Source organism: Streptomyces sp. JN8 (assembly GCF_055808075.1).
Genome location: NZ_CM147852.1, coordinates 1264219 through 1288434, shown reverse-complemented (window position 1 = coordinate 1288434; position 24216 = coordinate 1264219). Strand labels below are relative to the sequence as shown.

Sequence of the window (24216 nt, the reverse complement as noted above, 5' to 3'; positions counted from 1 at the left end):
CGAGTGGGCGGCTCCGAGCCGCCGCCATCTGCATCCCGCCGGATCCTCGCCCTACTCGAGGGCGGCGAGCGCGGCCTGAGGCCACCCAGAACAAGCGTGTCGAAGACGCCCCGGCAGCATGCCGTCGGCTTCCTCGATCTCGGCGATCTCGGCGATCTCGGCGATCTCGCTGTCGAAGGCGAAGGAGATCTTGTCGTCGACGAAGGCCCGGTTCTGCATGGCCTTGGAGGCGCGCAGGGTGGACGACGGTGACGGAGCGGGCGAAGCGGGTGAGGAAGGTGGCTTCCTCCATGGCGGTGTTGCCGCCGCCGACCACGACGATGTCGCGGTCCCGGAAGAAGAACCCGTCGCAGGTCGCGCACTTAGGGGTCGTGGCCGCAGGGTGCGTCGCGCCTGTGTCATGCGGACGCTGTATTGGCATAGCCGCGGCATCCTCAGGAGCGGCACCCTGCTCCTGCCTCAAGTCTGAATTCCGATGCTGACCAGCAGGTTTGAGCTCGAAAGCTCTCGTCGGTGAGTGCCCTATTCGGCTCCGCCGACCATCCGGATGGCTGTGTTCCGCCAGGGGACGACCATGATCACTCTGCCCGAACTGGCCCTACTCGGCTTCGCCGGGTACCGCGCGACGCAGCTTGCAGTCCACGCCACCATCCTTGAGCCCGTCCGCAAGCGGGTCTTCGCCTGGCGCGAGCGGAAGAAGGACAGTGGCGTCCGTAACGCCGTGGTGTCGCTGACCTCCTGCGTCTACTGCATGGGCTGGTGGATCTCCGGCGCCGTGCTCCTCGTGTACCTGGTGCTCACCGACCAATTCGCCGGCCTCCGCTGCTGCTCCACGGCCTGAAGTGGTTCGCTGTCGCCGGGACCGACGTGTTCATCAACCGGCTGGACGACACGATGGGCCGGCTCGGTTGATGAGCAAGCAACACCGCGTCATCACGGCCGCCGTCACCCGCTACACCCAGCGCACCGCCAAAACCAGAGAGTTCGAGGGGAAGGGAAGCGGGGTCGACTTCTGTCATGGACCCAACCTAGGCCGTAGAAGCCGCCACTGGCTTGCCGTGTGCGTGGAAGTGGCTGCTGGCAAGCCTGATATCTCGGCTGCGTAGTGGAACAACTGGCGCGAGGTCGATCAGAACGGCTCGGTGGCGGCGGTGATGGCGGCCATGGCGCGCGCGAGTGCAGGGAGGTCGCTGGCGTACTCCTGGAGGTGGGCGGCGATGCCGACCTCCGGGTCGTGGGTCTTGCCCGGTGCGTATGGCGTGGACTGCAGGACGCGTCGTTCAGAGGGGGAGAAGACCTCGATGTGGCCCTGGGTGGCGGGGAGCAGGGCGAGGACATCGGGGATGAGGACCTCGGGCTTGGTGATCAGCTCGTGTCTCTGGGAGGGGGCGAGGGGAGTGCGGAGCCAAACTTCGTATTCGGGGAGGTCCCAGACGCGCCAGAGCAGCTGGCTGGAGTGTTCGCTTTCTTGGTCGATCACGGCAGCGATGGGGCCGTTGTCAAAGCCAGACAGGGTGCGGATGGTGGTCTGCGGCCGGAGGAGCCAGCGGGCGATGTAGCTCACGGCGTGCCTCCTGCGTGGGGGGTGAATGCCTCGTGAAAGGCGGCTTGGACGTCGTCTCCCCATGGTACGGCGGCGTCCTTGCACATGACGGTCACGTGCCCGTCGCAGTAGCTGTGGTAGATGCAGAACTGGGCTCTGCGCAATGCGCCGGCGGTGGTGTAGCGGATGCGATCGGCCCGGTTCGCTTTCCTCTTGCGCACCCGGAGGGTGATGGTGTCGACGTCGAGATGACCGACAGAGAGGCTCAGCCCCCACCAGCAGAGCCCAGAGGGATCGGGTGCCTTGAAGAACTCCCAGATGGTGCCGTACTGGCTGAGCTCTTCCTCGTCGTCGACGTCGTCGAGGTCGGGGTGCGGTGGTTCGAGGCCCATGTACATGGCAGCTCCCGGATGGCGCCGGTCCCTTCACTGTGCCCTCGGCTCCGGAGGGGCGCATCCTGAGGGCTGTCGAGCGCCCCCTGGCCGGTGGCGAACCTTCGCCTGGTTCCACTGTCAGAGGCGCCCGACGCCGTCCGGTGAAGTCTCTACGTTCCCTGATGCCCCGCGGCATTGAGACCACCATCTACCTTCGGCCATTTTGCTGAGCCATCCCGACTCACCCTCTGAATTCATTCCATTGTCATATTTTTTCTTTCCGGCTCGCTAGAAGCGCCCTTTCGGGGGACGGCGGCGGTGCCCTGTGGAGGCTAGACTTCCGATCACTTTCGCGGGGGCGTGAAAATTTCGCAAGCTAGCGAAAGTGCAGGAGGGGCGACTCGGGAGAAGTCGCTTGGGCAGGACATCGCCGCTGTTCAGCGGCGGGAAGAAGGGTGAGCTGTGAGTGATATCGCCAACGGGATCGGCGCCGGCGAGCTGGTGGGCGCACGCTGGGTGAAGGCCAAGGCGAGCGACGGGATCGGTGAGTGCATCATGCTTGCCAAGGTCGGAGAAAGTGTCGCCATGAGCAACTCTCGAGATCCCGAAGGGCCGGCCCTGATCTTCACGAAGAGCGAGCTGTCTGCTTTCCTTGACGGAGCTACCAAGGGTGAATTCGACTGGATGACTGACTGAAATTTTCTGGCCACGGGTTGCGGTGGGCCGATCGGGCGAATAATGCTGCTCGCGGGACGGTGAGAACGCCGCCCACGCACGAGGAGTAAACACATGTCCGGTCAGCTCGCTTTCCTTCCCGGTGGGCAGGGGAAGAAGCCGTCGAAGACCGCGTCACACCCGGTGGCGCGGTCTGTCGGCGCGTTGATGCGCTTCCACCGCCATCAGAGGGGCTGGAACCAGGCCGAGGCCGTCCGGGCAGTGCCCGTGATGGGGTCGGTGCCTACGCTGAGCAAGTACGAGACCGGAACCACGAAGCAGGACCCCGTGAAGGTCGAGGCGTTTCTGCGTATGTGCGGCGCGCCGCCCTGGGTGCTGGAAGAGGCCGACCGGAGCCTGCGGCGGATCGACAACTCGCCGGCCTGGGCCATCGCATCGGACGTCGTCGACGAGCCTTTGGCCGGCCTCTTCGCCATGGAAGCCATCTCCAAGGTCATCCGCACCTATCAGGAGAGCGGCATCCCCGGCATGCTGCAGACTCGCGCCTACGCCAAGGCGCTCATGATCGACTACACCCGGGCTCAGTCGAACCCCGAGCGCCAGCGCATACTCCAGAGCCTGATCGACCGACGGCTCAATGTGCGCCTCCAGCGTCAGACCCTGCTCGAAGAGGACGATGCGCCCGTCTTCGAGGCGCTGATCGCCCAGCACGTGCTGACCATGGAGGTCGGAGGCCGCGTGGTGCTGCGTGAACAGCTCCGGCACCTGTACAACCTCGCGGAGAACCGGGGGCGCATCCACGTGCGGATCCTGGCCGGCGTGGGCGGAGCTATTCACCCCTCGATCATCCTGCTCAAGCCGCATGAGGAATCCGTCGGCCGCGCGGTCTACCTGGAAGCCAGGAACCGCGGCGGCGAGCTGCTGGTCGAGGAAGACGACGTCGAGATGTACCAGGCGGCCCTGGACGACCTGTGGGAACGGGCCCTGGACAAGCGGGAGTCGATGAAGTGCCTGGCCGATCACATCGACAGGCTTGTCGACTAGCAGCCCACCCCGAGCCGCTACCTGATCCTTGCCACCCCGCCGTACTCCACCCACTCCTGAGTTCGCTGCCGGGGGGCCAGGTCGCTGTCGGGCCTCCACAGGGAGACTTCGCAGGGCTGCTCGGCGCCGATCAGCTCCAAGCCCTGAAAGAGGCGGTTCACCTCGCTTATCGAACGGACCTGTCCCCACTGGCCACCGGTGATCTCCGCCATGAAGTCAGTGATCTGCGACCGGAGCTCCGCGTCATCGCTCGCGAGCTGCGAGACGACCATGTAGCTGCCGGCGGGCAGCCGCTCGGCCACCCGCCGGATCAGCCCCCACGGGTCGTCGCTGTCAGGGATGCAGTGCAGCACGGACACGAACAGAGCGGCCACCGGCTTGTCTTCTCGTAGCAGCCGTTGCACCTCAGGGGCCTCGAAGATCTGGTCCGTGTCACGGAAGTCGGCCTTCAGCACGGTCGTCGTGTGGGGGTCCTCGGCAAGCATCCCGCGCCCGTGGGCGTAGACGATGGGGTCGTTGTCGATGTAGACGACCTCGCTCGACGGGTCGACCTCCTGGGCGACCTGGTGGACGTTGGGTCTCGTAGGCAGACCGGACCCGTGATCCAGGAAACGGCGGACGCCGTGCTCGCGGGCAAGATGCCGCACCGCTCTGACGAGAAAGGCCCTGTTCACCTGGGCCAGTTCACGTGTACTGGGCGCCATTTCCAGCAGCGTCTCACACGCTTCCCGATCGACCTTGTAGTTGTCGGTCCCGCCGAGAAGATGATCATACATCCGCGCAACGCTGGGCTTACTGATGTCAAGGATGAGCTTGCTCCCCACACTTTCCCGGCCGCGCGCGCCCCTGTGGTACGCCGGTTTTCCGAGGGTGGAAGCGCCATGCTAGGAGGCCGGTCCGACCCACGGCTACCCGCTTTCGCGGACTCGTGAAACTTCTGGAAGCTGATTGGACACCGGCTTGGCTGGAAGTGCCCCGGCGCACAACTTTCCAGGTCAGGGCGCATCCGACGGTGGCATATGCGAGACGTGCTGGAAGGCGGCGGCCCTTCGCAAGGCGCTGCGCCTGAGCAGTTCAAAAGCGGTGGGGGTGATTCCCATTGCGTGACCCGCCTGCTGGGCGGACAGGCCGAGCCGGTGATGCAGTACGAGAGCGTCCACCTGGCGCGAATCGAGGGTTAGCTGAAGTGTTCGCATGGTGAGCGTCCGACTGGAGGCCGTGGTCGCGCCGAGCAACCTCCAGGCCAGGGCGGACGGCGCCGGGCTCCGCAAGGCGGTAGACCACTGGGCGCGCAGTTCACCGAAAGCCGCGCGTGCCGCCTGCTCACCCGTTGCCGGGTCGCCCGTGACAACGCCGGCATAACGGCGGTAGACCTCCCACTGCTCGCAGTAAAAGGCGGCGTAGGCCGCAGCAGCGCCAAGAGCAGGTTTGACACCGGGCAGCGGAAGGTCGGGCCATGCCTCCAGCCCGCTGTCAACAGCGTCAGGTCGAGAGGGAAGAAGCCACATCCCCGTCATGGTTGTCTCGCAGCCGGTAGGCCGCGGACGTCCGCAACGAGATGGAGGAGTCCGCGGCAAGGTGAGCCCCGAGCCTTGCCCGCGCGTGGAGCAGGGCTCGGGACGGGAACGGCTGCCGTCTCCATCGAGACGACAGCCCGCTTCGACCAGAGAGCGACAGGGCGTCAGGCGCGACGCCGGACCCGCAGGCAGGCGAATCCGCTGCGGTCCATGGCGGCAGCGCAGGTGATGCCGAGCAACACCTGCGAAGGCACGGGCTGCTCCCAGAAAGCGGGAGCGAGGATGGCGCCGAGCGTCAGGAGGGAGCTGAACCGAAGAGTCGTCATGCTGACGCTGGCTACGCCGGTTTGCAGGATGGTTGAAACCGGAATGCTAACCTCGGGCGCTGCCGGGAGAATTCGCGTGAGCTTTCGGCGGACGTGCTGCATCATGCCCTTTTCCTTACGTCGGGGTGTGGTCCGGCGCGGCGGTGGGGCCTCGGGGCTGACGCCAACCAACCCGGGGCCCTTTCCGTGCTGTCTCAGACGCTAGCTGCGAAGGCTGAGGGCCTGAGCTGAAGGAAAATCACGAAAGTGGAGCCAGGAACTCCATGTCTGGGTAGTGGTGGGGTGCGGTGAAGCTCCCTAGTGGGCAATCCTGAGCGCATCAATGCCGAGAAGGGTCATCGGTGATCGAATATGGCCGGAAAACCCTTTGTGCTCCGCAGAAACGCCGGTCATCTCGTGCGGCGATCTTCACTCTTTTGGGTGGGATCGGCGGGGAGTTGCCGACGGCTCGGAAAGTCGCGCTGATCTCGTGCGCGTAGTGCTGGAAACACCTGACATCCGGCACGTCCGATGGGTATGAGCTTGCGCTACCACTGCTGCGTCATCGGCTCGGTCATCTGAACTTCCGCGCCAGCTGCCCCCGCAGCTGGGCGCTGTGTCCTCCAGGACGCGCTACGGTGGCGCCACCGAGGGGGAGTCGACTGGTCGTTTGCTCCCCGCCTCGCCTGCGTCCCGCACCGAGAGGTGCGGGACGCAGGCGTTTGGCGATCCCTGCAAGGTGGTGCCTTTCAGATGATGCTGGGCGCGGCTGGCGGGCTGAGTGTGAATGCGGTCAACCTGGCTCCAGGCGTGATCGTTTCTGCGGTGAATCTGTCGCTCAGACGGCGGACGAATGTACCGCTACCGGCATGTCGCAGCGGTCGGGTCGGCAAGCTCTGCGTTCGTGATCAAGAACTTGCTCCGCGGGTCCACCGCGCTTCTGCTTGCCCTCGGCCCCCTCACTCTTCCCGCCACGGCCAGCGCCACGCCGCTCGCCCCCGGCTCGGCGGTGGCCGACAGCGTCACCCTCCCGCAGGCAGCCGCCGGCGCCCCGGCTCCCCTCGCGGGCGCAGGTGCGCTGGAGCAGGTGCTGCCGCTGTTCGACGCCATTGACCGCCTGCCCGTCGCCGCCGAGCACCGCGAGGGGTACGACCGGCGCCTGTACAAGCACTGGAACAAGGGCCTTAACGCGACCGACGGGTGCAACACCCGCAAGGAGGTCATCCTCGCCGAAGCCGTCGAGGCGCCCCAGGTCGCGGACCGCTGCGCGCTGACGGGCGGGTCCTGGCTCAGCAAGTACGACAACGTCACGGTCACCGACGCCGCCCGCCTCGATGTGGACCACTTCGTCCCGCTCGCCGAGGTCTACGACTCCGAGCAGGCGCCGTGGAGCCCGGAGCGGCGTGAGGCGTACGCGAACGACCAGGGCAGCCCCGACACTCTGATCGCGGTCACCGCGGCGTCGAACCGCTCGAAGGCGGACAAGGACCCGGCCGAGTGGCTGCCGTCGGACGCCTCCTACCACTGCGCCTATGCCGCGACCTGGGTCGGTACGAAGCTGCGCTGGGACCTGGCCGCCGACGAGGCCGAGCGCGACGCCCTCCTCGGCCTCGCGGAGGACTGCCCGGCGACCGTCGTCTCCTACGAGCCGGCGCCGTAGGGTCCCAGAGCGTCCGTTCTGCTCTTCGTCCGGCTGGGCGGAGAGAAGCGGGTTGAGGAAGGTCCGGGAAGGAGAGGATCTCCGCCCTGCCGTCCTCTCACTCCGCCTGGCACTTCACATACAGACCGGGCCGGGGGCCACTACGCGAGCTCCTCGCGGGCGCCGCCGTCTGCCGTGCAGCGGCGGAGGCCAGGATCCGTAGTCCCTTCTGGGAGGGGCTGCCGGGTTGGGCGGTCCAGACGACGATGTGCTGGTCGGGGGCGGTCGAACTGGTGAGGGTGTCCCAGTCGAGGGTGAGGGTTCCGGCGACGGGGTGGTGGAAGATCTTGTTGCCGGTGCCCTGGACGGCGACCTCCCGGGTTGCCCACCAGTGCTGGAAGTCCGCGTGGTGTGTCATCCGGGCCAGGAGGCGCTTGAGCCGGGGATCGTCCGGGCGGCGTGCGGTGTGCATGCGGAGGTAGGCCACGCAGGCGTGCGCTCCAGCGGTCCAGTCGCCGTAGAGCTCTCGCAGGGCAGGGTCGTTGAAGAGCAGCCAGACGTAGTTCCGGTCCGCTTCGGGGATTTGAGCGAAGTCGGTGAGGAGGGCGGCGGCGAGCCGGTTCCAGGCCAGGACGTCCATGGTGTCGGACAGGACCAGGGCGGGGGACTCGGTGAGCTGGTCGAGGAGCCGTCGGCAGTGCTCGGTGACCTCCCGGCCCGAGGGCGAGGGCTGCCCGCCCGGTGTGCGGCCGGCGAGCTCGAAGAGATAGGTGCGCTGGTCGCCGTTCAGGCGCAGGGCGCGGGCGATGGCCTCCAGGACGGGCAGGGACGCCTGCATGCGGCCCTGCTCGATCCGGGTGTAGTAGTCGGTGCTGATGGCGGCGAGCTGGGCCACCTCTTCGCGGCGCAGGCCGGCCACCCTGCGCTGGTTTCCGGGGTCGGGCAGACCTACCTGGAGCGGTTCGAGGTCGGCCCGGCGTGCCTTCAGGAAGACACCCAGTTCCTTCGGATCGGTGTTGCCGGTAGCCATGGTTCCAGTGTGGCAGCGAGCAGCGGCCGGGAGGCTCATCTCCGCGGAACACCGTCGCCGGAGGCGTTGCCGGCCCCTGTCGCCGGGGAGCGGTCCGCCGCTGTGCCGCCTGTCCAGGAGGCGAGGATCCGCAGCGCGTCATGGGACGGAGAACCGGGTTCGGCGGTCCAGACGACGAGCTGCTGGTCGGCGTCGACGGTCGGGGCGAGGGTGTCCCAGTCCAGGGTCAACTCGCCCACGACCGGGTGCCGCATCACTTTGGTGCCCACCCCGCGGACGGCGACGTGGTGGGCGGCCCACCACCGGCGGAAGTCGGCGTCCTGCACCGACAGCTCCCCGACGAGAGCGGCAAGCCGGGGGTTTTGAGGATCCCTCGCGGCTTCCATGCGCAGCTGCGCCACACAGGTGTGGGCGACATTGTCCCAGTCGGCATAAAGATCCCGCATCCTGGGATCGGTGAAAAGCATGCGTATATAGTTCCTATTCTTTTCCGGAACGCTGGAGAAATCGGTGACGAGGGCCGCTGCGAGCGGGTTCCAGGCGAGAATGTCCATGCGCCTTCCCAAGACGATTCCCGGGGTGGTTCCCAGGTCGTCCAGAAGCCTTCGCAGGCGGGGCTGTGCCTTCTGGGAGGTGCGGCGCGCCGGCCGGGCCGGGGGGCGGCCCGCGAGTTCGAGCATGTAGGTGCGCTGGTCGTCGTCGAGGTGAAGGACGCGGGCCAGGGCGTGCAGCACGGACGCGGATGCCTGTATGCGGCCCTGTTCGATACGGGTGTAGTAGTCGGTGCTGATGGCGGCCAGCACGGCGACCTCCTCACGCCGCAGGCCGCTGACGCGGCGCCTGCCTCCGGTCTCGGGAAGGCCGGCCGCGGTGGGGCTCAGCTCGGCCCGGCGGGCTTTGAGGAAAGCCCCGAGCTCGTCGGGGCGCGGCACGCTGGTGGTCATGGCCCCAGTTTCCCCGGGGCGCGACTTCGGTGGCAGGGAGAGTTTTATCCCTGGATGGATCCGTCCGGGGATGGAAGTGTCCTCTGGTAGAGGAGTGCGGGCCGTGCGACCGTCTTTCATGTGGCCAGGAAAAGCCCTCCGGAGAGTCGATATGAACTCTGGTTTAGGGATTTTCGAGCCGCGATTCTTCCCCCTATCCGTTGGAAGCCTCTACGGCGCCTGTGCGTAATGAAGGAGCTGGATTCTGATGCCCGACATCGACCGTGTCCTGGTCGTCGGGGCGACAGGCCGAACCGGCCGTCACACCGTCGAGGCGGCCGCCGCTCGCGGCCTCACCCCCGTGGCGCTGGCCCGGGACGCCTCCCGGGCCCGCCGGCTCCTGCCGCCGGGCACCGAGATCGTGACCGGTGACCTCACGGACCCGGGCACGCTCACCGAAGCCGTCGTCGGCGTCGACGCGGTGGTCTTCGTCCACGGCTCGGACGACGACGGACGCCCCGAGTCCTTCGAGCGGGTCGACTACGGCGGCGTCGCGAACGTCCTGACCGCCCTCGGCAGCCGCCGCCCGCGGATCGTCCTGCAGACGACGATCTTCGTCACCCGCCGGAACCACGCCTTCAACGACGGCGGCCACGCCCTGGACTGGAAGCGCCGCTCCGAGCGCCTCGTCCGGCTCAGCGGAGCCCCGTACACGATCGTGCGCCCGGGCTGGCTGGACGCTGGCGAGGGCGGCGGCCACCTGCGGATCGAGCAGGGCGACACCGGCGAGGGCGGCATCGGCCGCGACGTCCTGGGCGCGCTTCTGGTCGAAGCGCTCCTGGACGACACCGCGATCGGCCGGACCTTCGAAGTGTTCTCCGGTCCCGGCCCCGCCACCACCGACTTCACCGCCCTGTTCGCCGAGGCCGAGCCGGACGCGCCCGGAGCCCTGGACGCCGTCAAGGACACCGACAACCTGCCCCTGGACGCCGAACCGGCCCGCTTCCAGAACGACCTCGCGCACCTGCGCACCCACTGACCACCACACCACCTGACGACACCAGCAGGAGCATCACGATGGACGCCATCACCTTCCCCAACGGCCAGATCACCATGGCGGGCAACCTCTACCTGCCCGACGGCCTCGACCACACCACCCGCCACGCCGCCGTCGTCGTCGTCCACCCCGGCGGCGGCGTGAAGGAGCAGGCAGCCGGCCTGTACGCGGCCAAGCTCGCCGAGCAGGGCTTCGTCGCCCTCGCCTTCGACGCCTCCTACCAGGGCGACAGCGGCGGCGAGCCGCACCACCTGGAGGACCCCTACGCCCGCGTCGACGACGTCCGCGCCGCCGTCGACCACCTGCAGACGCTCGACTTCGTCGACCCCGAGCGCATCGGCGCCCTCGGCATCTGCGCCGGCGGCGGCTACGCCGTCAACGCCGCGATGACCGACTACCGCATCAAGGCCCTCACCACCGTCAGTGCCGTCAACATCGGCACCAACTTCCGCCGCGGCTGGTACGGCACCGACTCCGACGCCGCCGCCGTCCCCACCCTGAAGGCCGTCGCCCAGCAGCGCACCGCCGAAGCCGCCCAGGGCGCCGAGCCCGCCTACCTGCCCTACGTCCCGGCCGAGCCGGACGAGAACACCCCCCGCGACCTCGTCGAGGCCGGCGACTACTACCTCACCCCGCGCGCCCAGCATCCCAACGCCAAGAACAAGTTCCTCTTCACCAAGAGCGTCTCGCGGATCTTCACCTTCGACGCCTTCCACATGGTCGAAGACCTCCTGACCCAGCCCCTCCTCGTCGTCGCCGGCAGCGAAGCCGGATCGCTGTGGATGTCCACCGAACTCCACGGCCGCGCCCGCAGCCCCAAGAAGCTCACGCTCGTCGAGGGCGGCACCCACATGGACTTCTACGACATCCCCAAGTACGTCGACCAGGCCATCTCCGCCGCCACCCCGTTCTTCACCGAGCACCTCGCGGCCGAGCCCGCCGACCAGAGCTGACCCCATCCGCGGACAGACGGCCGGTCCCCGTACCGGCCGCCCCGCTTCACCGAGGAGACCCCGTGAGCGACAACATCAAGCACGTGGCCGTCAAGGCGCTCGCCTGGGACCTGGCCGCCGACATCCACCTCCCGCCCAGCTTCGACGAGAACACCACCTACCCCGCCATCGTCGCCGTCCACCCCATCGGCTCGTGCAAAGAACAGACCGCCGGCAACGTCTACGGCAGCGCACTGGCCGAAGAAGGGTTCGTCGTCATCGCCTTCGACGCCAGCTTCCAGGGCGAAAGCGGCGGACAGCCGCGCTCCATCGAGGACCCGGTGTACCGGTCCCAGGACATCAGCTACGTCATCGACCACCTGGTGACGCTGCCCTACGTCGACGCCGACCGCATCGGAGTCATCGGCGTGTGCGGTGGCGGCGGCTACTCCATCCACGCCGCCCTGACCGACCGCCGCATCAAGGCCGTCGGCAGCGTGACGGGCGTGAACTTCGGGCGCCTGATGCACGAGTCCTTCAGCGGCTACGACCCCATCGGGGCCCTCGACGCCATCGCCGAGCAGCGCACGGCCGAGGCACGGGGAGGCGAGCGGAAGGTGACCCAGTACCTGCCGGCCTCACCCGAAGCGGCCAAGGCACAGGGGCTCACGGAGATCGACCTGTCCGAGGCCACCGACTACTACCGCACCGAACGCGGTGAGAAGCCCGGCGGCCGCACCGAGGGACTGTTCTCCCGCCAGGGCTCCGCAATCGGCTGGGACGCCTTCCACCGCGCCGAAGTCCTCCTGACACGGCCGCTGTGCGTCGTCGTCGGAGACAAGCCCGGCGCGTTCGGCGCCTACCGGGACGGCCTGGAGATCTACCGCCGCGCGGCATCCAAGGACAAGGAACTGGTCGTGGCGGAAGGCTTCTCCCACTACGACCTGTACGACCAGCCCGAACCGGTCAAGATCGCCCTCGATCACCTGATCCCGTTCTACAAGAAGCACCTCAGCCGGTGAGGCTTGTCCGCCCAGCGGAGCAGCCCTCCACCGGGCGGACTGTTACGTCGTGGTGGCGGTCGGGCATCCATGTCGGGCCGCCACTGCTGACCGAGGCAGACGAGCCACACTTGCCCTCACCCAAGACGCAGGAGACCGCCATCATGAGCAGCGTGCCCGAGTCGCTGAGACTGCGGCGGGAGGTCTCGCCGCTGGAACTCTTCTACGACCTGGTCTTCGTCTTCGCCGTCTCCCAGCTCTCCCACCACCTCCTGGAACACCTCACCTGGCGCGGCGCGGCGGAGACCGCCGTCCTGCTGGTCGCCGTATTCGGCACCTGGGCCTACACCAGCTACGAAGCCACCCTCCTCGACGTCCACCGCGACGTCACCCGCTGGATGATCGTCATCGTCATGGGCCTGGGGCTGTTCATGAACGCCGCGGTCCCCGGCGCCTTCGCCGGCCGGTCCTGGGCGTTCGTCATCCCGCTCCTCGCCATCCTTTTCTTCGCGGGCGTGGTCACGGCCGTGGCCGGCCGCACCGGCGCCCTGCGCGAGCACTTCCGGCGCACCCTGGTCTGGATGGCGCTCTCCGCCCCTCTGTGGATCGCCGGCGCCGCGGTCGGCTCCGGCCCTCGCCTGCGGTGGTGGGCCGCCGCCGCCCTGATCGACCTCACCGGCACCTGGCTCGCCCACCCGCTGCCCGGCCGGACCCTCAGCGGCCGCGAGCTCGCCTTCGACGCCGAGCACATGCTCGAACGCCTCCGGCTGTTCTTCATCATCCTGCTCGGCGAGACCGTCCTCACCGCCGGCCGCGCCATGTCGGAGGCGCCCGTCGACGTCCCCAGCGTCCTCGCCACCGCGGGCGTCTTCACCGCCCTGGTGTGTCTGTGGGCCGCCTACTTCGGCGGCGGCGAAGACGTCATCACCACCGCCGTCACCACCTCCGCCGACCCCGTGCGCTCTGTCCGGCTCGGAGTCAACAGCGCCTACCTCGTGCTGGCCGCCCTGGTCGCCCTCGCCGTCGGCAGCGAACTCGTCATCGCCCACCCCACCGGCCACGGCTCCACCACCCTCGCCCTCCTCCTCTTCGGCGGCCCGGCGCTCTACCTCGCCACCACCGCCTGGTTCTTCGGCACCACCGCCGGCGGCGCCTGGAAAGAACGCCTCCTCGCCGCCACCACCCTCGCTATCACCGGCGTGGCCGCCATCTGGCTGCCCCCACTCGCCTCTCTCGCCCTCCTCGACATCATCCTCATCACCACCGCGGCCATCCTCACCCGCGCCCACCGACGCCTGACCACCTCACTGAAGACCGCCGCCACACGCTGAAGAACGCGACCACAGCCCCCGGAATACCGCACGATCCGAATGACGCGCCCTGCCAACCGAGCAGGCCCCGTGGAGCCCGGAGCGGCGTGAGGCGTACGCGAACGACCAGGACAGCCCCGACACCCTGATCGCCGTCACCGCCGCCTCCAATCGCTCGAAGGCCGACAAAGACCCGGCCGAGTGGTCGCCCTCGGACGCCTCCTACTACTGCGCCTACGCCGCGACCTGGGTCGGCACGAAGCTGCGCTGGGACCTGGCCGCAGATGAGACGGAGCGGGAGGCGCTGCTGGGTCTCGCCGAGGACTGCCCGACGACCGTCGTCGCGTACGAGCCTGCCGGGTAGTCGTTGGTGGAGGCTCGTCGTGCGGTGTACGCCAGCACCGCACCCGCTGGTTTCTGCGTTGATGAGGTGAGCCACGCCGTTGCCTCTGCGTGGAGCGGTGGCCCTGCTGGCTCGTCTCTCAGGTGAGGAGCGTGATCGTGCGCTCCGTGCTCTGGACGACCCATCCCGGCGGGGGGCTTCGGTGAGTGCCCAACGGTTCGTACCCTTGCCGCCCAGACGATGCCGTCCTAAGGAGCGCGGAAGAGCCCGTCACCCGATTAGGTGGCGGGCTTCGTCGTTACCCGCCAGCCGCCAGCGGGGTTGTCTGTCCGTGGATGACTTCGCTGACGCCGACTTCCCGTCCGCCCCTCGCCTGCCGCTGCTGACGGCGGCGGAGGCCCGTGAGGCGGTGGGCTACCTGCAGCTCCTGGAGCAGTTGGACCTCACGCCCGCGGGCGAGGCTGCCGGCCAGCTGGCGGCGGATCTGGCTCGGCGGCTGCCTGCGGACTAGGCAGGCTCACATCTCGGACCAGGGCTCATATTCCTGGATGCACTCGGCATGCTTCCACGCGCAGCAGTTGCCGCCGCGCGGCGTGCCTCGATCGACGAATTCCGGGCTAGTGGCGGTTCCGGATCAGGTGGGGTAGCCGGTGCGGCTGCGCTGCTGCATGCCCCGGAAGGCCGAGGCGGAACTGTCGAGGCGTTCCAGCGCGGTGGTGGCGAACGCCTGCACCAAGGCGTCGGGGTGGGACTTCAGCTTCTCCGCAGCCTCCCGGCGAGGGCGGATCACGGCGTCCAAGTCGGTGAAGACGGCGTTCACCGCGGCCAGCCCGTGCAAGATGAGGTCCTGGCTTTCAGGGGCCAGGCCAGCAACCAGGAGCTCTGGGACAACCTGTACCCAGGTACTGCTCGACCAGGCCAGGTGAACCGCCTTCGCTGCTCGACGGCGTGCGCTCGGCGGTCCGTCGGCCCACTCGACTAGTGTTCGCGACCAGGCGTCGGTGTCCTTGCCGATCGTAGTGAACGTCTCACACAGTGCGTCTTGGACGGAGTCGTTGAGGGCGGTGGCCGGTGCTGTCGACCAGCGCTGCTCGAAGGCGGCGGTGATCTTGTTACGCACCGCAATGTCGAGGCTCTCGAGGTGCTCCGTCCAGGGAGCTGGCAGGCGGCGACCGCTGAGGACATGTCCTGCCAGGACCTGGGCAAACCGCGCAGGCGACCGGCGAGCGATTTGGATTACTCCGTGGCTGATGAGGCCCAGGCTGTCGTTGTTCAGGAGGCCGGTGGTGACGGTGGTGAGCCCCCGCTCCAGCACGGCCACGCAACCGTCCACCGCTGCGGGGTCTACCGGTGTGTTGGAGTGGAGCACCGTACCGATCGCCTCCAGTACCGCAGGAACCGCCTGATCCGGCCCATGGGTGCCCAGCAGGGCCAGGCGCTCCAGCCGGTCCTCGGCTGACCGTGTGCAGCGCCACATGTGCCGGGCGACCTGTGTGCAGATGGCGGCCGGCTCGGCGGCCTCGGTTCCGGTTGCCGCGTCCGCGAGAGCGCGAAGGAGTTGCGCTTCCTGTTCGGGGTGATCGTCCGCCATCGCGAGTGCGAGCCCCGCGAGCCTGGCGTCACCCGCATGTTCCGAAACCCACTGCCAGACACGGTCCGTGTGCTGGGTCGCCAGGCCGACCAGCAGCGCAGCATCCCCTGGCAGTGACCCGCTGGCGATGCGGTCCAGGACGGGATCAGCGTCAGTCGCACTCTCGCCTACCGCTGCGGCGAAGGCCGGGAGCACCTCGTACGCCGTACCGAAGAAGGAGGGATCGGCTGCTTCCAGCAGGCCGATGGCCTGCGCGGTGGTCAGCTGGCCGGCCAGCGTGACGGCGGTGGACTTCTGAGTTGCGACGTCCTCGGCCCAGGTGGCGGTGAAGGTGTTGGGCGGCTGAACGACGAGGAGGTGCAATAGCCCCGGGTCGCTGAGTGCCGCCACGGCGATGGGCTCACCCTTGGCTGCAGCCCCTGCAAGGTCGGTCCGGCGGGTGCCTGTTCCGAGCGCGGCCTCGACCGCCCGTCGCCGAGCGGACAGCGGAAGGTCCGGCCACCGCGCGGCGATCTTCTCGGCAAACCTCGAGGCAGCCTCCACCAATACCTTTTCGGCGTGCGCGGGCAGCTTCTGGTGGTGGTTGCCGGGCAGGCCGCGGCCAGCGGCCTGGCGCAGTTGCTCGGGTACGGCGACCAGCGCGTTGAGGAGGTTCAGGTGCTCGGGCCGGTGCAAGGCCGGTTCGGCGAGCAGCGGTTCGAGTAGGTCGAGGGCCTGGTCGAGCTGGTACCGGGTCTCAGGAAGGTCAGGAAGCGCTGCGGTGCTGATGCTGAGAGTGTTTGCCTGCCCGGGGGTTCCGCGCTGCACGAGCTCGACAGTGACAGTCAGGTAGGGCTGCAGGGCCGCGAGGAGGACACGGGCGACGGACTCGGGGCCCCGCTTGGCCGCATCTGCGGGGTCGAGTCCCAGTGGTGGTTCGTCGGTGCGGTCGCGGACCCAGCGCGAGATCGCGCCGAGCAGAGCGCCTCGGCGGTCCATCAGTACTTGTCCGTTGTGCCAGTTGCTTGGACCTGTCCAGGTCTGGAACGTGCGCAGCAGGGTGTCGGGCTGGTGGCCGCCGAAGACAGGCCGGGCGGCATCCACCAGCCAAGCGATGTCCAGCACGGATGCCACGGCCGCCGGGGTGGTCTCGGGGTTGGTGCGCGCTGCCAGTCGGGCGAACTCCTCACATAGGCGGTCCAATTCGAACCGATAGTAGGAGACGGCATCTGTGTCGCCCCAGAGCTGCTCGGAGGCCGGCACCGGCCATCGCCGGACCAGCCGTTCGGTGAGCTGCGCGAGAAGTGTCGGATCAGCGGGGGCGGCCTGGGAAGCGAGGCGAACGACGCTGGCCCAGTGGCCGAGGTGGGCGTCTTCGGGGAGCAGGCCGAGCACGAAGGTGGTGATCGCCGAGGCAGCGGCCTGGTTGCCGCTGTCGCGGGCTGCGGCGGCCAGCACGCCGATTTGCGGGTCGAGCCGCCGCGTCGCGGCTTCCAGAACGTCCGCGTGCTCCTGCGGGGTGAGCCCTGGGGCGAGACCCGAGTGGGTGGCCAGGCGGCGCAGGGCTGCGTTGGTGTCCAGCCGGATCATGGCCCCCGGAGTGAGGGCGTCGGCCAGGACAACGGCGGCGGCAAGGTCGGGGCGGAAGGTGTAGGGCGGTGTGTCCACCAGCCCGGCGTCGGCAAGGTTGTCCAGGATCCGGTCGAGCCGGTCGGGCTCAGATGGCAAACCGGAGACCGCGCCGTGGAGAACGGCGATGTCCTGACCTCCGTGGTGCCCTGTCAGGTCGCCGGCCTTGGTCAGCAGAGCGAGGCCGACCGCGACCGTCCGGTGCAGGCCAGGGTCGTCCAGCGCCCGGAGCCTGTCGGCGACCAGTTCCCGTAGGAGGTCGGAGGCGTCGCCCCAGTCGAACTTGCCATTGGACAGGGCCACCTGGCAGGCGGTGTGGGCGAGCAAGGGATTGCCACCGGCCAGGGTGATGACGCCCTTGCGGAACTCGTCGCGCTGAATCCCGTGGTCCGTGATGATGGTGTCGATCTCCGGGCGGTCCAGCCGGCCAAGTACGACTGGGGCGCCGACGTGGTTCTCGGCTCCGGCGGCGTAGAGCGTCCGGTCGCGCTGGCCCGGGCGAACAGTGAGGACCAGTCGGACCCGGTCGAACCGCTGGTCGGCGAGCATCGCGGCCACCGCGGACAGGCTTTGGCTGCGATGGGCGTCGTCGATCACGAGGATCAACGGAGCGTCCAACCTCACCTCTGTGAACGAGTCAAGCGTGAAGGGAGCCCCAGAAGGGACGACCAGGGTTGTGGCGACGGACCGGGCCGTCTCGATCGCGATCCTGGTCTTCCCGCAGCCGCCAGGGCCCTCCACCACGACGACCCGGTCCTCAGAAGACTCCGGGGCGAGCCGGGCGCGGAGCTGATTCCCGATTTCGGCAGTGCCGCGGAGCTCAGCGGCCATCCCTGGCACCGTGCGGGAGAGCCGATCCAGGTACACCTCCGCAGTGGCCAGGGCCCTGGGCCGGCGCGGGCGGACTCCCAGCTCGTCCTCGGCCACCCGGCGCAGGTCGTCCGACTCAAGCTCGACGACGAGATCGCCGAGGTCGATGATCTCCAGGTTCACGCCGAAGTCGTTCTTCGCCCGATCCCTCTGCTTCTTCTTCGAGATGTCGTTCGTCGAACGGTTCGTCACGAAGATGGCCGGCGCGGTACGTCCGTGCTGCTTGTGCTTCTCCAACTCGATGGTGAGCTTCGTGGTCCACGTAGCCTGCAGGCTGACCCACAGCGCGACGTCGATCTCGTCCTCGAACAAGGGGCGATCGTAGCCGTCGAGGCCGGTGTCACCGGTGGCGCTGGTGAGGCGGAGAAGGGGGTAGCGCTTCCGGAGCACTCGCAGGGCCACCCGTTCCAGGGCCCGATCGTCCGTGAGTTGTTCCAGCGCCATCTTTGCGGTTTCGTACAGCACCCCTCGCCCCCTCCGCCTCACTGAGACCTGTGCGGGACCATTCTCCTCGCCCTCGCTGCCGGACCCTCTGACACGGAGGATGCGGGTGAGGTGGTCCGAGCCGAAGCGTCGCGAAGCGTACGCGAACGATCAGAGTGCTGCGGCGTCGCTGGTTGCGGTGACGGCACGCTTGAAGGGGGTGAAGGCCGATCGGGATCCGGCGGAGTGGGTGCCTCCGCTCCCCGAGGCCTGCTGTTGGTACGCGGGGGGAGGGGATGGCGGCGAAGCTGCGTTGGAGACTTGCCGCCGACCAGGTCGAGGCGGACGCGCTGAAGGCGTATCCCGACCGGGCGGCTGTCCCGCGCGCTGTATCCGTTCGCCTCGCGACGGGTCGTACGGGCGTTCACGAAAGCGCGCTCACGGGGGGAGGAGGAACGGTGGATCAGTGCGCGCCGACGGGGCAGGCCTCTGGTGACTCCAAGAATCAAGAACGGCTTCTGGCCCAAGAACCACACGGACTATACGCCGATGCCTGGGGCGTGGCCAGACATTCACATGACGCCTGCGCAGGGGGTCCAGGCCCATCTTGACCTGCAGGGAGGTGCTCCGGCCGGTGTGATGCTGCCGATCCACTGGGCCACCTTCAACCTGGCCCCGCACCCGTGGGCGGAGCCGGGGGAGTGGACGAAGGACGCGGCTGAGGAGGCGGGGCAGGCGGTGGCGTTCCCCCGTCCCGGTGAGCCGTTCGAGCCGGCGGGCAAGCTGCCCGCGGATACCTGGTGGCGCGGGGTGTCTCAGCCGATCGCTCGTCCGTGGCGCCGGCCGAAGCCGGCGCAGATTCCTGCCGAGGCGTCCGAGCGGGATCTCGACCTGGCTGGTGACCGGTGACGTCGGGTGAGGATGAGCTGGGCAGGGTCGTGGCCCTGCTGGCTCGTCTCTCGGGCGAGGAGCGCGACGGTGTGGTGCGCGCTCTGGACGGCCCCTCTCGGCGGGAGCCTTCGGTGAACACACCACGTTTCGTGCCCTTGCCGACCAGAGCGGGTTCGTCTCCGGTTGTCGTCCGAACGCGCTTCGTGGAGGGTTGACCTTGTAGACGGAGCAGGCTGGATGGTGTCCCCCGAACTGTTCAACACGCCGCCAAAACCGTCGGGTTGGAATTGGCTCAACGGAGCCCGCACCGGCTTCGGGGTCAGCGGCTTATCTGAAAGTCCGTTAGAGGCGAGGCCCCAAGCATGTCCCAGGGGGTCTAGATGTCCCTTTTGGGTCACATGCCAGTCTAGTTCTGTCCGGCGGGGCGGGGAGTGCCTTTCGGGAAATAATCTTGGTCCTCCGCGACGTTCTCGCTCGGCAATCGCTGAGTGGGGGGTGGCTGGACCTGAAACTGTTCGACACGGCAAACGGCGTGACCGAGGTCACGCCGTGGCTGGCTGAGGCTGAGGCCGATGTGCAGGCGCTCGTTGAGAGCGCGATGGAGCCCATGCTCGGGGTCCGCTTCCTGGCCACCGAGTACAGCACCGGACCCGTGCACGGAGGGCGCATCGACTCGCTCGGGCTGGACGAGAACGGCTCGCCGGTGATCGTCGAGTACAAGCGGGCGACCGACCCCGGCGTGCTGTCGCAGGGCCTGTTCTACGTGGCCTGGCTGATGGACCACCGGGAGGAGTTCGAGGCCCTGGTCCGCGAGCGGCTCGGGCCGGCGGCAGCCGCCGGAGTTCTGTGGAGCACGCCCCGGCTGATCTGCGTGGCGGGCGGCTTCACGCGCTACGACCTGCACGCGGTGCGCGAGCACCGGCGGTCCATCGACCTCGTGCGCTACACCATGCTCGGCGAGCACCACATCGCGCTGGAGACGGTCGCGTCGGTCGCTGCCCAGGGCGGCGGGACGCGGCGGCAGTGCCTGCGCGGCGGACGGGGCACGTCACCGCGCCGGCGGACCGACGCCATGGCGGAGCTCGCGGCCGTGGTCGACGAGGTGCTGCTCGGGCTGGGCGAGGGCGTGACGAAGGTCGAGCGCAAGCAGTACGACGCCTACCAGCGGCTGCGGAACTTCGCCTGCGTCACTGGACGGCAGGACAAGCTGCTGGTGTACCTCAAGGTCGCGCCGGCCACGGTGGAACTCGTGCCGGGCTTCACCCGGGACGTGACGGGACTGGGCCATCACGGCACGGGCGACCTGGAGGTCCAGCTGCGCTCCGAGAAGGACGTGGAGCGGGCACTGGAGCTGTTCCGGCTGTCGTACGTCGCTGCGTAGCGCGTGGTGGGGCGAGGATCTCGGTGGGGGCCCTTTCGACGGAGGGGCGGGGGAGTGGCGGTGGTGTCGTCCATCCTCCGCAGGATCCCCGGTTTCGGAAACCGGGGATCCTCGCCTATATTGCGCCCAGCCTCGGTCCGGCTTTGCGTGTGGGCAAGCGTCACGCCGCTGAGTCGAGGCGTCCTTCGCAAGATTCGAGAATCTTTGCAAGGTCCTCCCTTGCGTCCTTCAGTGCCACTTGATCACCCTCGATTGCCTGCTCCACCTTTTCTCGCAGGGTAACGATTACCTCGGAGGGGAGGAACGGAATTCCCAGGAACGCGTACCCCGTGTCTACATTGGTCCTCAGGTCGATCTCTACGGCATCCCAGGACCTTCGGGCCGCGTCACGTTCCTTCCGTTTTTCGCCGTCTTCTGCGAGTTCGATTTGCTGTAGATCGCGTTCGAGCTCCCGGGCGTTCTTGTAGAGTTGGGTGGAAATCTTTCGCAATCGTGCCCATGTCCGGTTGCTGGCTCCGATCATTGCGCCTCCCAGTGTGACGGCAACTGGAACGACGAGAGAGGGGCGACTATTGAGTACGGCCATGTATACGATGAGCCCGGCGAAGTAAATTCCTGCCGCATTCCCTACGGTGCGACTGATCGCTGCACGCCAGATGCGTGCACTCATCCGACCAAGCAATTGAGTATCGGACGGTTCCGCCGGATCGGCCCACTGGTGCCAGAAGGGAAGCGTCATCCAAGCGACCTGGAGCAGGAGCACGGGCAGGAAATTGCTGTTTTCCAACTCCCGCGGGTCGGTGGCGAGGCGATTGAGAAGTCGCCAGGCGTACAGGGCGACAAGGATCGTTCCGATGCCCCAGGCAAATATCTTCACGCCCCGCCAGCGTTCCTGCCAGGCTGGCTCGTTCCACCTGGAGGCGATGGACTGGTTCCAGCGGTGAGCGACTCGGGTGCGTATTCTCTGCCAGGGGCCCCAGTTTTGGGTGGCGCCACGCCAGAAGCGCGCCCCGTAAAATGCCAGGATTAATCCACCGAAGAACAGGAAAGCCCCCTCCGTCCTCCACGGTGTTCCGTAAAGCGTGTTTCCCCAGGTGTTGGCTACGAAACCGATGGGGAAGTACACCCTGCGCCAATGAGTGCGTATCGCCTCTGTGTGATGTCCCATTACTGGCATGGGTTTATGTTCGCGCGAGCGCTCTGATCTGGGGCGGTATTTGATGAAAATCAGAGGTTGGGCGTATGCCGCCTGCGCACGCAGCAGACATCGGCCCACCACTGCACGTTACGGGGACCGGTCGGTAGCCGAGCAATCCCTACCAGCCGGAGGGTTTGGTGGGCCCCAGGGCGCGCGTGACGGTGATCTCGATGACGACCCGGTTGGGGTTCACGCGCGGGGTTTTGTACCGCTCGGTGTAGCGGCGCTCGGCGTCGGCGACGGTGGCGGGGTCGTCCTTGATGACGGCGGTGCCTTCGAGGGTGGACCACCGTCGGCCTTCGGCCTGGCTCACGTTGACCCGGGCGTCGGTCCCGGCGGCCAGGGCGGCGCGGACGTTGCGGACCTTCTTGTTGCCGCCGTCGGTGATGACGCGGGCGATCCGCGTCTCGGGGTCGTAGGTGACGCCGACCGGGGTGGTGTGGGGGGAGCCGTCGGGGCGGAGGGTGGTCAGGAAGCAGGTCCGGCGCTCCTGCCAGAACAGGTCCCCGTCGGCGGGCAGGGGGGCAGTGTCCAACGGTCGATCTCCTCGGTGCGATGGCTCGGACGCCGGAGGCGCCGTGCAGGTCGCTTCGACCGTAACGCGAAGCTATCCACATCAGGGGATCAGGTGCTGCGGCCGAGCGAGGCCGGGGGCGAAATCGGGGGCGGCTTCGAGACGGGTGAGGGATGCGGGGCCGGGATGAACCTCGGGCCTACTGGTCCGGATCCTCAGCTGAGGATGGCTTCCGGTGCCGGCCGCGTCCCTTGCCCATGGCGGGCCGGTCCCACTCGGTGGGCTTCTCCTGCACGGGCGGCGGCGGATACAACAGGGCCTTCGCGGCGGCCAAGTCCTTGACGACGCCGACGACCGTCCACTCGGTGCCGGTCCACTCTTCGATCGCCCTCGGGGCGTCAGGGTCTACGTGGGCCCCGCGGTGCGGGCCGTCACTGAGCGGCACCGCGCGTCGCTTGCCCTTCGAGGCGGCCTGGCGTGCGTCGCGCCGGCGAGCCCACTCCTCCAGCGGTTCGTCATCCTGCATCAGGGCACCGTGGCTGAGAAGCGGTCCGGGCCGCCACCCAGTCACCCCCGCGGGTGATGATCGCCAGGAGACTCCGCACCGCTGCCGCCCCTATGGGAGGGGGCCCGCTCGGCCCGGCGTGCTTTCCACCACTTCCCTCTCGTCAGCTTGGCGTGCTCGGGCAAACGACAAGACCCTCCATCCTCGCCCGGGATAATCCATTCGCGCAGCCGAACGGCCCAGCCAGGCCCGGTCCTGCGACCTGCAGGACGCGCTCGGCGGTCGGTATCTCGTGGGCAGGACGACATGATTCATCCCGTCCGCTCCGGCCGGCCGAGGCGGAGCGGAACAACGCGGCCGGCGGCACGCGTTCCTGTCTCCGTAGGGCAGACGGACGCCCGCGGCCCCTTACTGAGCTGAGGAAGGTCTGATGGCAGGCACCGAGACGAGCCCTGGGACCGGCAAGTTGGTACGGGACCGGATCCCGCAGATCATCCGGAACGAGGGAGCCGAACCGGTCACCTACATCGCAGGGCCCGAGGAGTACCGGGCCCGACTCCTGGAGAAGCTGCGCGAGGAGGTCGCGGAGCTCCTGGACGCCGACGAAGGGGCGGCGCCCGGCGAACTAGCCGACGTGGCGGAGGTGCTGCTCGCGCTCGCTGCTGATCTCGGCCTCAGCTCAGAGCAGTTGGAAGCGATCCGCGTCGCGAAGGCACGCGAGCGAGGCAGCTTCGCCGGACGGATCGTCTGGATGGGCAACCGCTGACACAAGAGGCCGGGCGCCGACACCTCGAACAGGCCGCCATGAATTCCGACAGAGAAGACCATGGGAACGACGACGCCGACTGCCGGCGGGGTCCGGGACTGCTCGAAGGGCCGAGGTGCGTCCTCTCACCACACGCCGGCTGGATTCCTAGCCTTTTCTATCAGCCTTGATGAGGTCAGCGACCTTGTGTGTGTGCTGGGCGAGCACGGCTCCGGACGCGAATGCCTGGTCCCGCAGATGCCCGTACTCCTCCTTCAGCGCTGTTCGGGCTTCCTGATCGTCGGGGGCGACAGGAGCAGACGGCCGGCCGCGTTCATCACGCGCAGGTGCTCTGCAGCCTCGGCGCGGAGGTCCTCGGGCAGGCAAGTGAAGGCAACGTTGCCCACCGCGGCCATGGTTCTCTGGGAGCGCTGGCTGTCCGGGAAGCGCAGCCCGTGCCGGGCGACGAGGCGATAGGAAGCGGCAACGCAGACGGCGACGGTCAGGTCGGAGGCGACCCAGACCGGTGCCCGGGCCCCTTCGCCGAGGAAGAACGCGGCAAGCTCACCCGCGGTGCCGCCGGCCGCGAAAGTGATGAGCAAGATGGCGAAGGCTCCTAGGAGGGAGGTGATCTCGTCGAGTTCTTCGTCGATGATCTTCGGTGCGAGGTAGCGGGCAGGGCCTGCCAGGGTGGGGGCGGGTTCGGTGACCACGATGTTGTCTCCCCAGCTGATCATGGATGGCTCTTTCTGTGATGGTTTGAGGGGCTTGGGCGTACAGCCGTGGCCGGCTGTTCT

General features: G+C 68.1%; 24 protein-coding genes and 2 pseudogenes. 12 read left to right on the top strand and 14 right to left on the bottom strand.

Annotated elements, in window-relative coordinates; genetic code table 11:
• Window positions 1–51 precede the first annotated feature (51 nt).
• Together ACY0MR_RS05570 and ACY0MR_RS05565 are read right to left on the bottom strand one after the other, a co-directional pair.
• On the bottom strand, window positions 52–219 hold the full coding sequence (locus ACY0MR_RS05570; protein WP_473562009.1) for a hypothetical protein: 168 nt from the start codon (window positions 217–219) through the stop codon (window positions 52–54).
• A 1-nt stretch (window position 220) separates the two neighbouring features.
• Window positions 221–421 (bottom strand): annotated as a pseudogene (locus tag ACY0MR_RS05565) (NAD(P)/FAD-dependent oxidoreductase); the annotation flags it as partial.
• 153 nt (window positions 422–574) lie between these two features.
• Between ACY0MR_RS05565 and ACY0MR_RS05560 the strand changes: the two are divergent.
• Window positions 575–841 carry a DUF1360 domain-containing protein gene (locus ACY0MR_RS05560; RefSeq protein WP_473559534.1) on the top strand — a complete coding sequence of 89 codons (267 nt, stop codon included), beginning with the start codon at window positions 575–577 and terminating at the stop codon, window positions 839–841.
• A gap of 288 nt (window positions 842–1129) precedes the next feature.
• Here the strand turns inward: ACY0MR_RS05560 and ACY0MR_RS05555 are convergent, their stop codons facing one another.
• Together ACY0MR_RS05555 and ACY0MR_RS05550 are read right to left on the bottom strand one after the other, a co-directional pair.
• Window positions 1130–1564 carry a hypothetical protein gene (locus tag ACY0MR_RS05555; protein WP_473559531.1) on the bottom strand — a complete coding sequence of 145 codons (435 nt, stop codon included), beginning with the start codon at window positions 1562–1564 and terminating at the stop codon, window positions 1130–1132.
• Window positions 1561–1941: a hypothetical protein gene (locus ACY0MR_RS05550; protein WP_473559529.1), complete on the bottom strand. Its 381-nt coding sequence runs from the start codon at window positions 1939–1941 to the stop codon at window positions 1561–1563. Before ACY0MR_RS05550 ends, ACY0MR_RS05555 begins: the two co-directional genes overlap by 4 nt.
• A 438-nt stretch (window positions 1942–2379) precedes the next feature.
• On the opposite strand from ACY0MR_RS05550, the gene ACY0MR_RS05545 reads away from it, so the two are divergent.
• Both ACY0MR_RS05545 and ACY0MR_RS05540 read left to right on the top strand, forming a co-directional pair.
• Window positions 2380–2613 (top strand): DUF397 domain-containing protein, encoded by a 234-nt coding sequence (locus tag ACY0MR_RS05545; RefSeq protein WP_451702167.1) that lies wholly within the window; start codon window positions 2380–2382, stop codon window positions 2611–2613.
• A 93-nt stretch (window positions 2614–2706) separates the two neighbouring features.
• On the top strand, window positions 2707–3636 hold the full coding sequence (locus ACY0MR_RS05540) for a Scr1 family TA system antitoxin-like transcriptional regulator (protein WP_473559527.1): 930 nt from the start codon (window positions 2707–2709) through the stop codon (window positions 3634–3636).
• 17 nt (window positions 3637–3653) lie between these two features.
• Here ACY0MR_RS05540 and ACY0MR_RS05535 read toward each other — a convergent pair whose 3' ends face one another.
• The 3 genes from ACY0MR_RS05535 to ACY0MR_RS05525 form a co-directional block, all read right to left on the bottom strand.
• Complete coding sequence (locus tag ACY0MR_RS05535; RefSeq protein ID WP_473559525.1) at window positions 3654–4460, bottom strand: SAM-dependent methyltransferase; 807 nt, start codon at window positions 4458–4460, stop codon at window positions 3654–3656.
• Window positions 4461–4631: 171 nt separating this feature from the next.
• Entirely contained in the window at window positions 4632–5144 is a 513-nt protein-coding gene (locus ACY0MR_RS05530) for a hypothetical protein (protein WP_473559523.1), read from the bottom strand.
• 173 nt (window positions 5145–5317) lie between these two features.
• Window positions 5318–5584, bottom strand: a complete 267-nt coding sequence (locus tag ACY0MR_RS05525; protein WP_473559522.1) for a hypothetical protein — start codon at window positions 5582–5584, stop codon at window positions 5318–5320.
• Between the two features lie 778 nt (window positions 5585–6362).
• Between ACY0MR_RS05525 and ACY0MR_RS05520 the strand changes: the two genes are divergently transcribed.
• Window positions 6363–7118 carry an HNH endonuclease family protein gene (locus ACY0MR_RS05520; protein ID WP_473559520.1) on the top strand — a complete coding sequence of 252 codons (756 nt, stop codon included), beginning with the start codon at window positions 6363–6365 and terminating at the stop codon, window positions 7116–7118.
• Between the two features lie 97 nt (window positions 7119–7215).
• Here ACY0MR_RS05520 and ACY0MR_RS05515 read toward each other — a convergent pair whose 3' ends face one another.
• A complete protein-coding gene (locus ACY0MR_RS05515) occupies window positions 7216–8127 on the bottom strand; it encodes a helix-turn-helix domain-containing protein (protein ID WP_473559518.1) in 912 nt (303 codons plus the stop codon).
• 35 nt (window positions 8128–8162) lie between these two features.
• The gene (locus ACY0MR_RS05510; RefSeq protein ID WP_473559516.1) at window positions 8163–9071 is read right to left on the bottom strand and encodes a helix-turn-helix domain-containing protein; all 909 of its coding nucleotides are present in this window, start codon (window positions 9069–9071) and stop codon (window positions 8163–8165) included.
• 247 nt (window positions 9072–9318) lie between these two features.
• Here ACY0MR_RS05510 and ACY0MR_RS05505 point away from each other — a divergent pair, with 247 nt between their 5' ends.
• From ACY0MR_RS05505 to ACY0MR_RS05485, 5 genes are all read left to right on the top strand, one after another.
• Window positions 9319–10089 (top strand): SDR family oxidoreductase, encoded by a 771-nt coding sequence (locus ACY0MR_RS05505; RefSeq protein WP_381269817.1) that lies wholly within the window; start codon window positions 9319–9321, stop codon window positions 10087–10089.
• 38 nt (window positions 10090–10127) lie between these two features.
• Window positions 10128–11060 carry an alpha/beta hydrolase gene (locus ACY0MR_RS05500; protein WP_473559513.1) on the top strand — a complete coding sequence of 311 codons (933 nt, stop codon included), beginning with the start codon at window positions 10128–10130 and terminating at the stop codon, window positions 11058–11060.
• Window positions 11061–11122: 62 nt separating this feature from the next.
• On the top strand, window positions 11123–12061 hold the full coding sequence (locus ACY0MR_RS05495; protein WP_473559511.1) for an alpha/beta hydrolase: 939 nt from the start codon (window positions 11123–11125) through the stop codon (window positions 12059–12061).
• 143 nt (window positions 12062–12204) lie between these two features.
• Window positions 12205–13371 (top strand): low temperature requirement protein A, encoded by a 1167-nt coding sequence (locus ACY0MR_RS05490; RefSeq protein ID WP_473559509.1) that lies wholly within the window; start codon window positions 12205–12207, stop codon window positions 13369–13371.
• A 653-nt stretch (window positions 13372–14024) separates the two neighbouring features.
• Window positions 14025–14204 (top strand): hypothetical protein, encoded by a 180-nt coding sequence (locus ACY0MR_RS05485; protein ID WP_381409198.1) that lies wholly within the window; start codon window positions 14025–14027, stop codon window positions 14202–14204.
• A 123-nt stretch (window positions 14205–14327) separates the two neighbouring features.
• Here the strand turns inward: ACY0MR_RS05485 and ACY0MR_RS05480 are convergent, their stop codons facing one another.
• Complete coding sequence (locus ACY0MR_RS05480; protein ID WP_473559507.1) at window positions 14328–18227, bottom strand: hypothetical protein; 3900 nt, start codon at window positions 18225–18227, stop codon at window positions 14328–14330.
• A 519-nt stretch (window positions 18228–18746) separates the two neighbouring features.
• On the opposite strand from ACY0MR_RS05480, the pseudogene ACY0MR_RS05475 reads away from it, so the two are divergent.
• Window positions 18747–19094: pseudogene (locus tag ACY0MR_RS05475) on the top strand (MBL fold metallo-hydrolase); the annotation flags it as partial.
• 514 nt (window positions 19095–19608) lie between these two features.
• Window positions 19609–20457: a transporter gene (locus ACY0MR_RS05470; RefSeq protein WP_473559505.1), complete on the top strand. Its 849-nt coding sequence runs from the start codon at window positions 19609–19611 to the stop codon at window positions 20455–20457.
• Window positions 20458–20617: 160 nt separating this feature from the next.
• On the opposite strand, the gene ACY0MR_RS05465 is transcribed toward ACY0MR_RS05470, so the two are convergent.
• The 3 genes from ACY0MR_RS05465 to ACY0MR_RS05455 all read right to left on the bottom strand — a co-directional run bounded on the left by ACY0MR_RS05465 (window position 20618) and on the right by ACY0MR_RS05455 (window position 22695).
• On the bottom strand, window positions 20618–21334 hold the full coding sequence (locus ACY0MR_RS05465) for a hypothetical protein (RefSeq protein ID WP_473559503.1): 717 nt from the start codon (window positions 21332–21334) through the stop codon (window positions 20618–20620).
• Between the two features lie 439 nt (window positions 21335–21773).
• On the bottom strand, window positions 21774–22190 hold the full coding sequence (locus ACY0MR_RS05460) for a PPOX class F420-dependent oxidoreductase (protein ID WP_376424975.1): 417 nt from the start codon (window positions 22188–22190) through the stop codon (window positions 21774–21776).
• A gap of 178 nt (window positions 22191–22368) precedes the next feature.
• A complete protein-coding gene (locus tag ACY0MR_RS05455; protein ID WP_473559500.1) occupies window positions 22369–22695 on the bottom strand; it encodes a DUF6087 family protein in 327 nt (108 codons plus the stop codon).
• A 409-nt stretch (window positions 22696–23104) separates the two neighbouring features.
• Between ACY0MR_RS05455 and ACY0MR_RS05450 the strand changes: the two genes are divergently transcribed.
• The gene (locus ACY0MR_RS05450) at window positions 23105–23440 is read left to right on the top strand and encodes a nucleoside triphosphate pyrophosphohydrolase (protein ID WP_473559499.1); all 336 of its coding nucleotides are present in this window, start codon (window positions 23105–23107) and stop codon (window positions 23438–23440) included.
• Window positions 23441–23694: 254 nt separating this feature from the next.
• Here the strand turns inward: ACY0MR_RS05450 and ACY0MR_RS05445 are convergent, their stop codons facing one another.
• On the bottom strand, window positions 23695–24156 hold the full coding sequence (locus ACY0MR_RS05445; RefSeq protein ID WP_473559497.1) for a hypothetical protein: 462 nt from the start codon (window positions 24154–24156) through the stop codon (window positions 23695–23697).
• Window positions 24157–24216: the final 60 nt, after the last annotated feature.

Coding starts and splice junctions, on each gene's coding strand:
- ACY0MR_RS05500 (WP_473559513.1), top strand. CDS start 10,128: ATGGACGCCATCACCTTCCCCAACGGCCAGATCACCATGGCGGGCAAC.
- ACY0MR_RS05560 (WP_473559534.1), top strand. CDS start 575: ATGATCACTCTGCCCGAACTGGCCCTACTCGGCTTCGCCGGGTACCGC.
- ACY0MR_RS05450 (WP_473559499.1), top strand. CDS start 23,105: ATGGCAGGCACCGAGACGAGCCCTGGGACCGGCAAGTTGGTACGGGAC.
- ACY0MR_RS05530 (WP_473559523.1), bottom strand. CDS start 5,144: ATGTGGCTTCTTCCCTCTCGACCTGACGCTGTTGACAGCGGGCTGGAG.
- ACY0MR_RS05550 (WP_473559529.1), bottom strand. CDS start 1,941: ATGTACATGGGCCTCGAACCACCGCACCCCGACCTCGACGACGTCGAC.
- ACY0MR_RS05570 (WP_473562009.1), bottom strand. CDS start 219: ATGCAGAACCGGGCCTTCGTCGACGACAAGATCTCCTTCGCCTTCGAC.
- ACY0MR_RS05540 (WP_473559527.1), top strand. CDS start 2,707: ATGTCCGGTCAGCTCGCTTTCCTTCCCGGTGGGCAGGGGAAGAAGCCG.
- ACY0MR_RS05455 (WP_473559500.1), bottom strand. CDS start 22,695: ATGCAGGATGACGAACCGCTGGAGGAGTGGGCTCGCCGGCGCGACGCA.
- ACY0MR_RS05525 (WP_473559522.1), bottom strand. CDS start 5,584: ATGATGCAGCACGTCCGCCGAAAGCTCACGCGAATTCTCCCGGCAGCG.
- ACY0MR_RS05445 (WP_473559497.1), bottom strand. CDS start 24,156: ATGATCAGCTGGGGAGACAACATCGTGGTCACCGAACCCGCCCCCACC.
- ACY0MR_RS05490 (WP_473559509.1), top strand. CDS start 12,205: ATGAGCAGCGTGCCCGAGTCGCTGAGACTGCGGCGGGAGGTCTCGCCG.
- ACY0MR_RS05510 (WP_473559516.1), bottom strand. CDS start 9,071: ATGACCACCAGCGTGCCGCGCCCCGACGAGCTCGGGGCTTTCCTCAAA.
- ACY0MR_RS05505 (WP_381269817.1), top strand. CDS start 9,319: ATGCCCGACATCGACCGTGTCCTGGTCGTCGGGGCGACAGGCCGAACC.
- ACY0MR_RS05515 (WP_473559518.1), bottom strand. CDS start 8,127: ATGGCTACCGGCAACACCGATCCGAAGGAACTGGGTGTCTTCCTGAAG.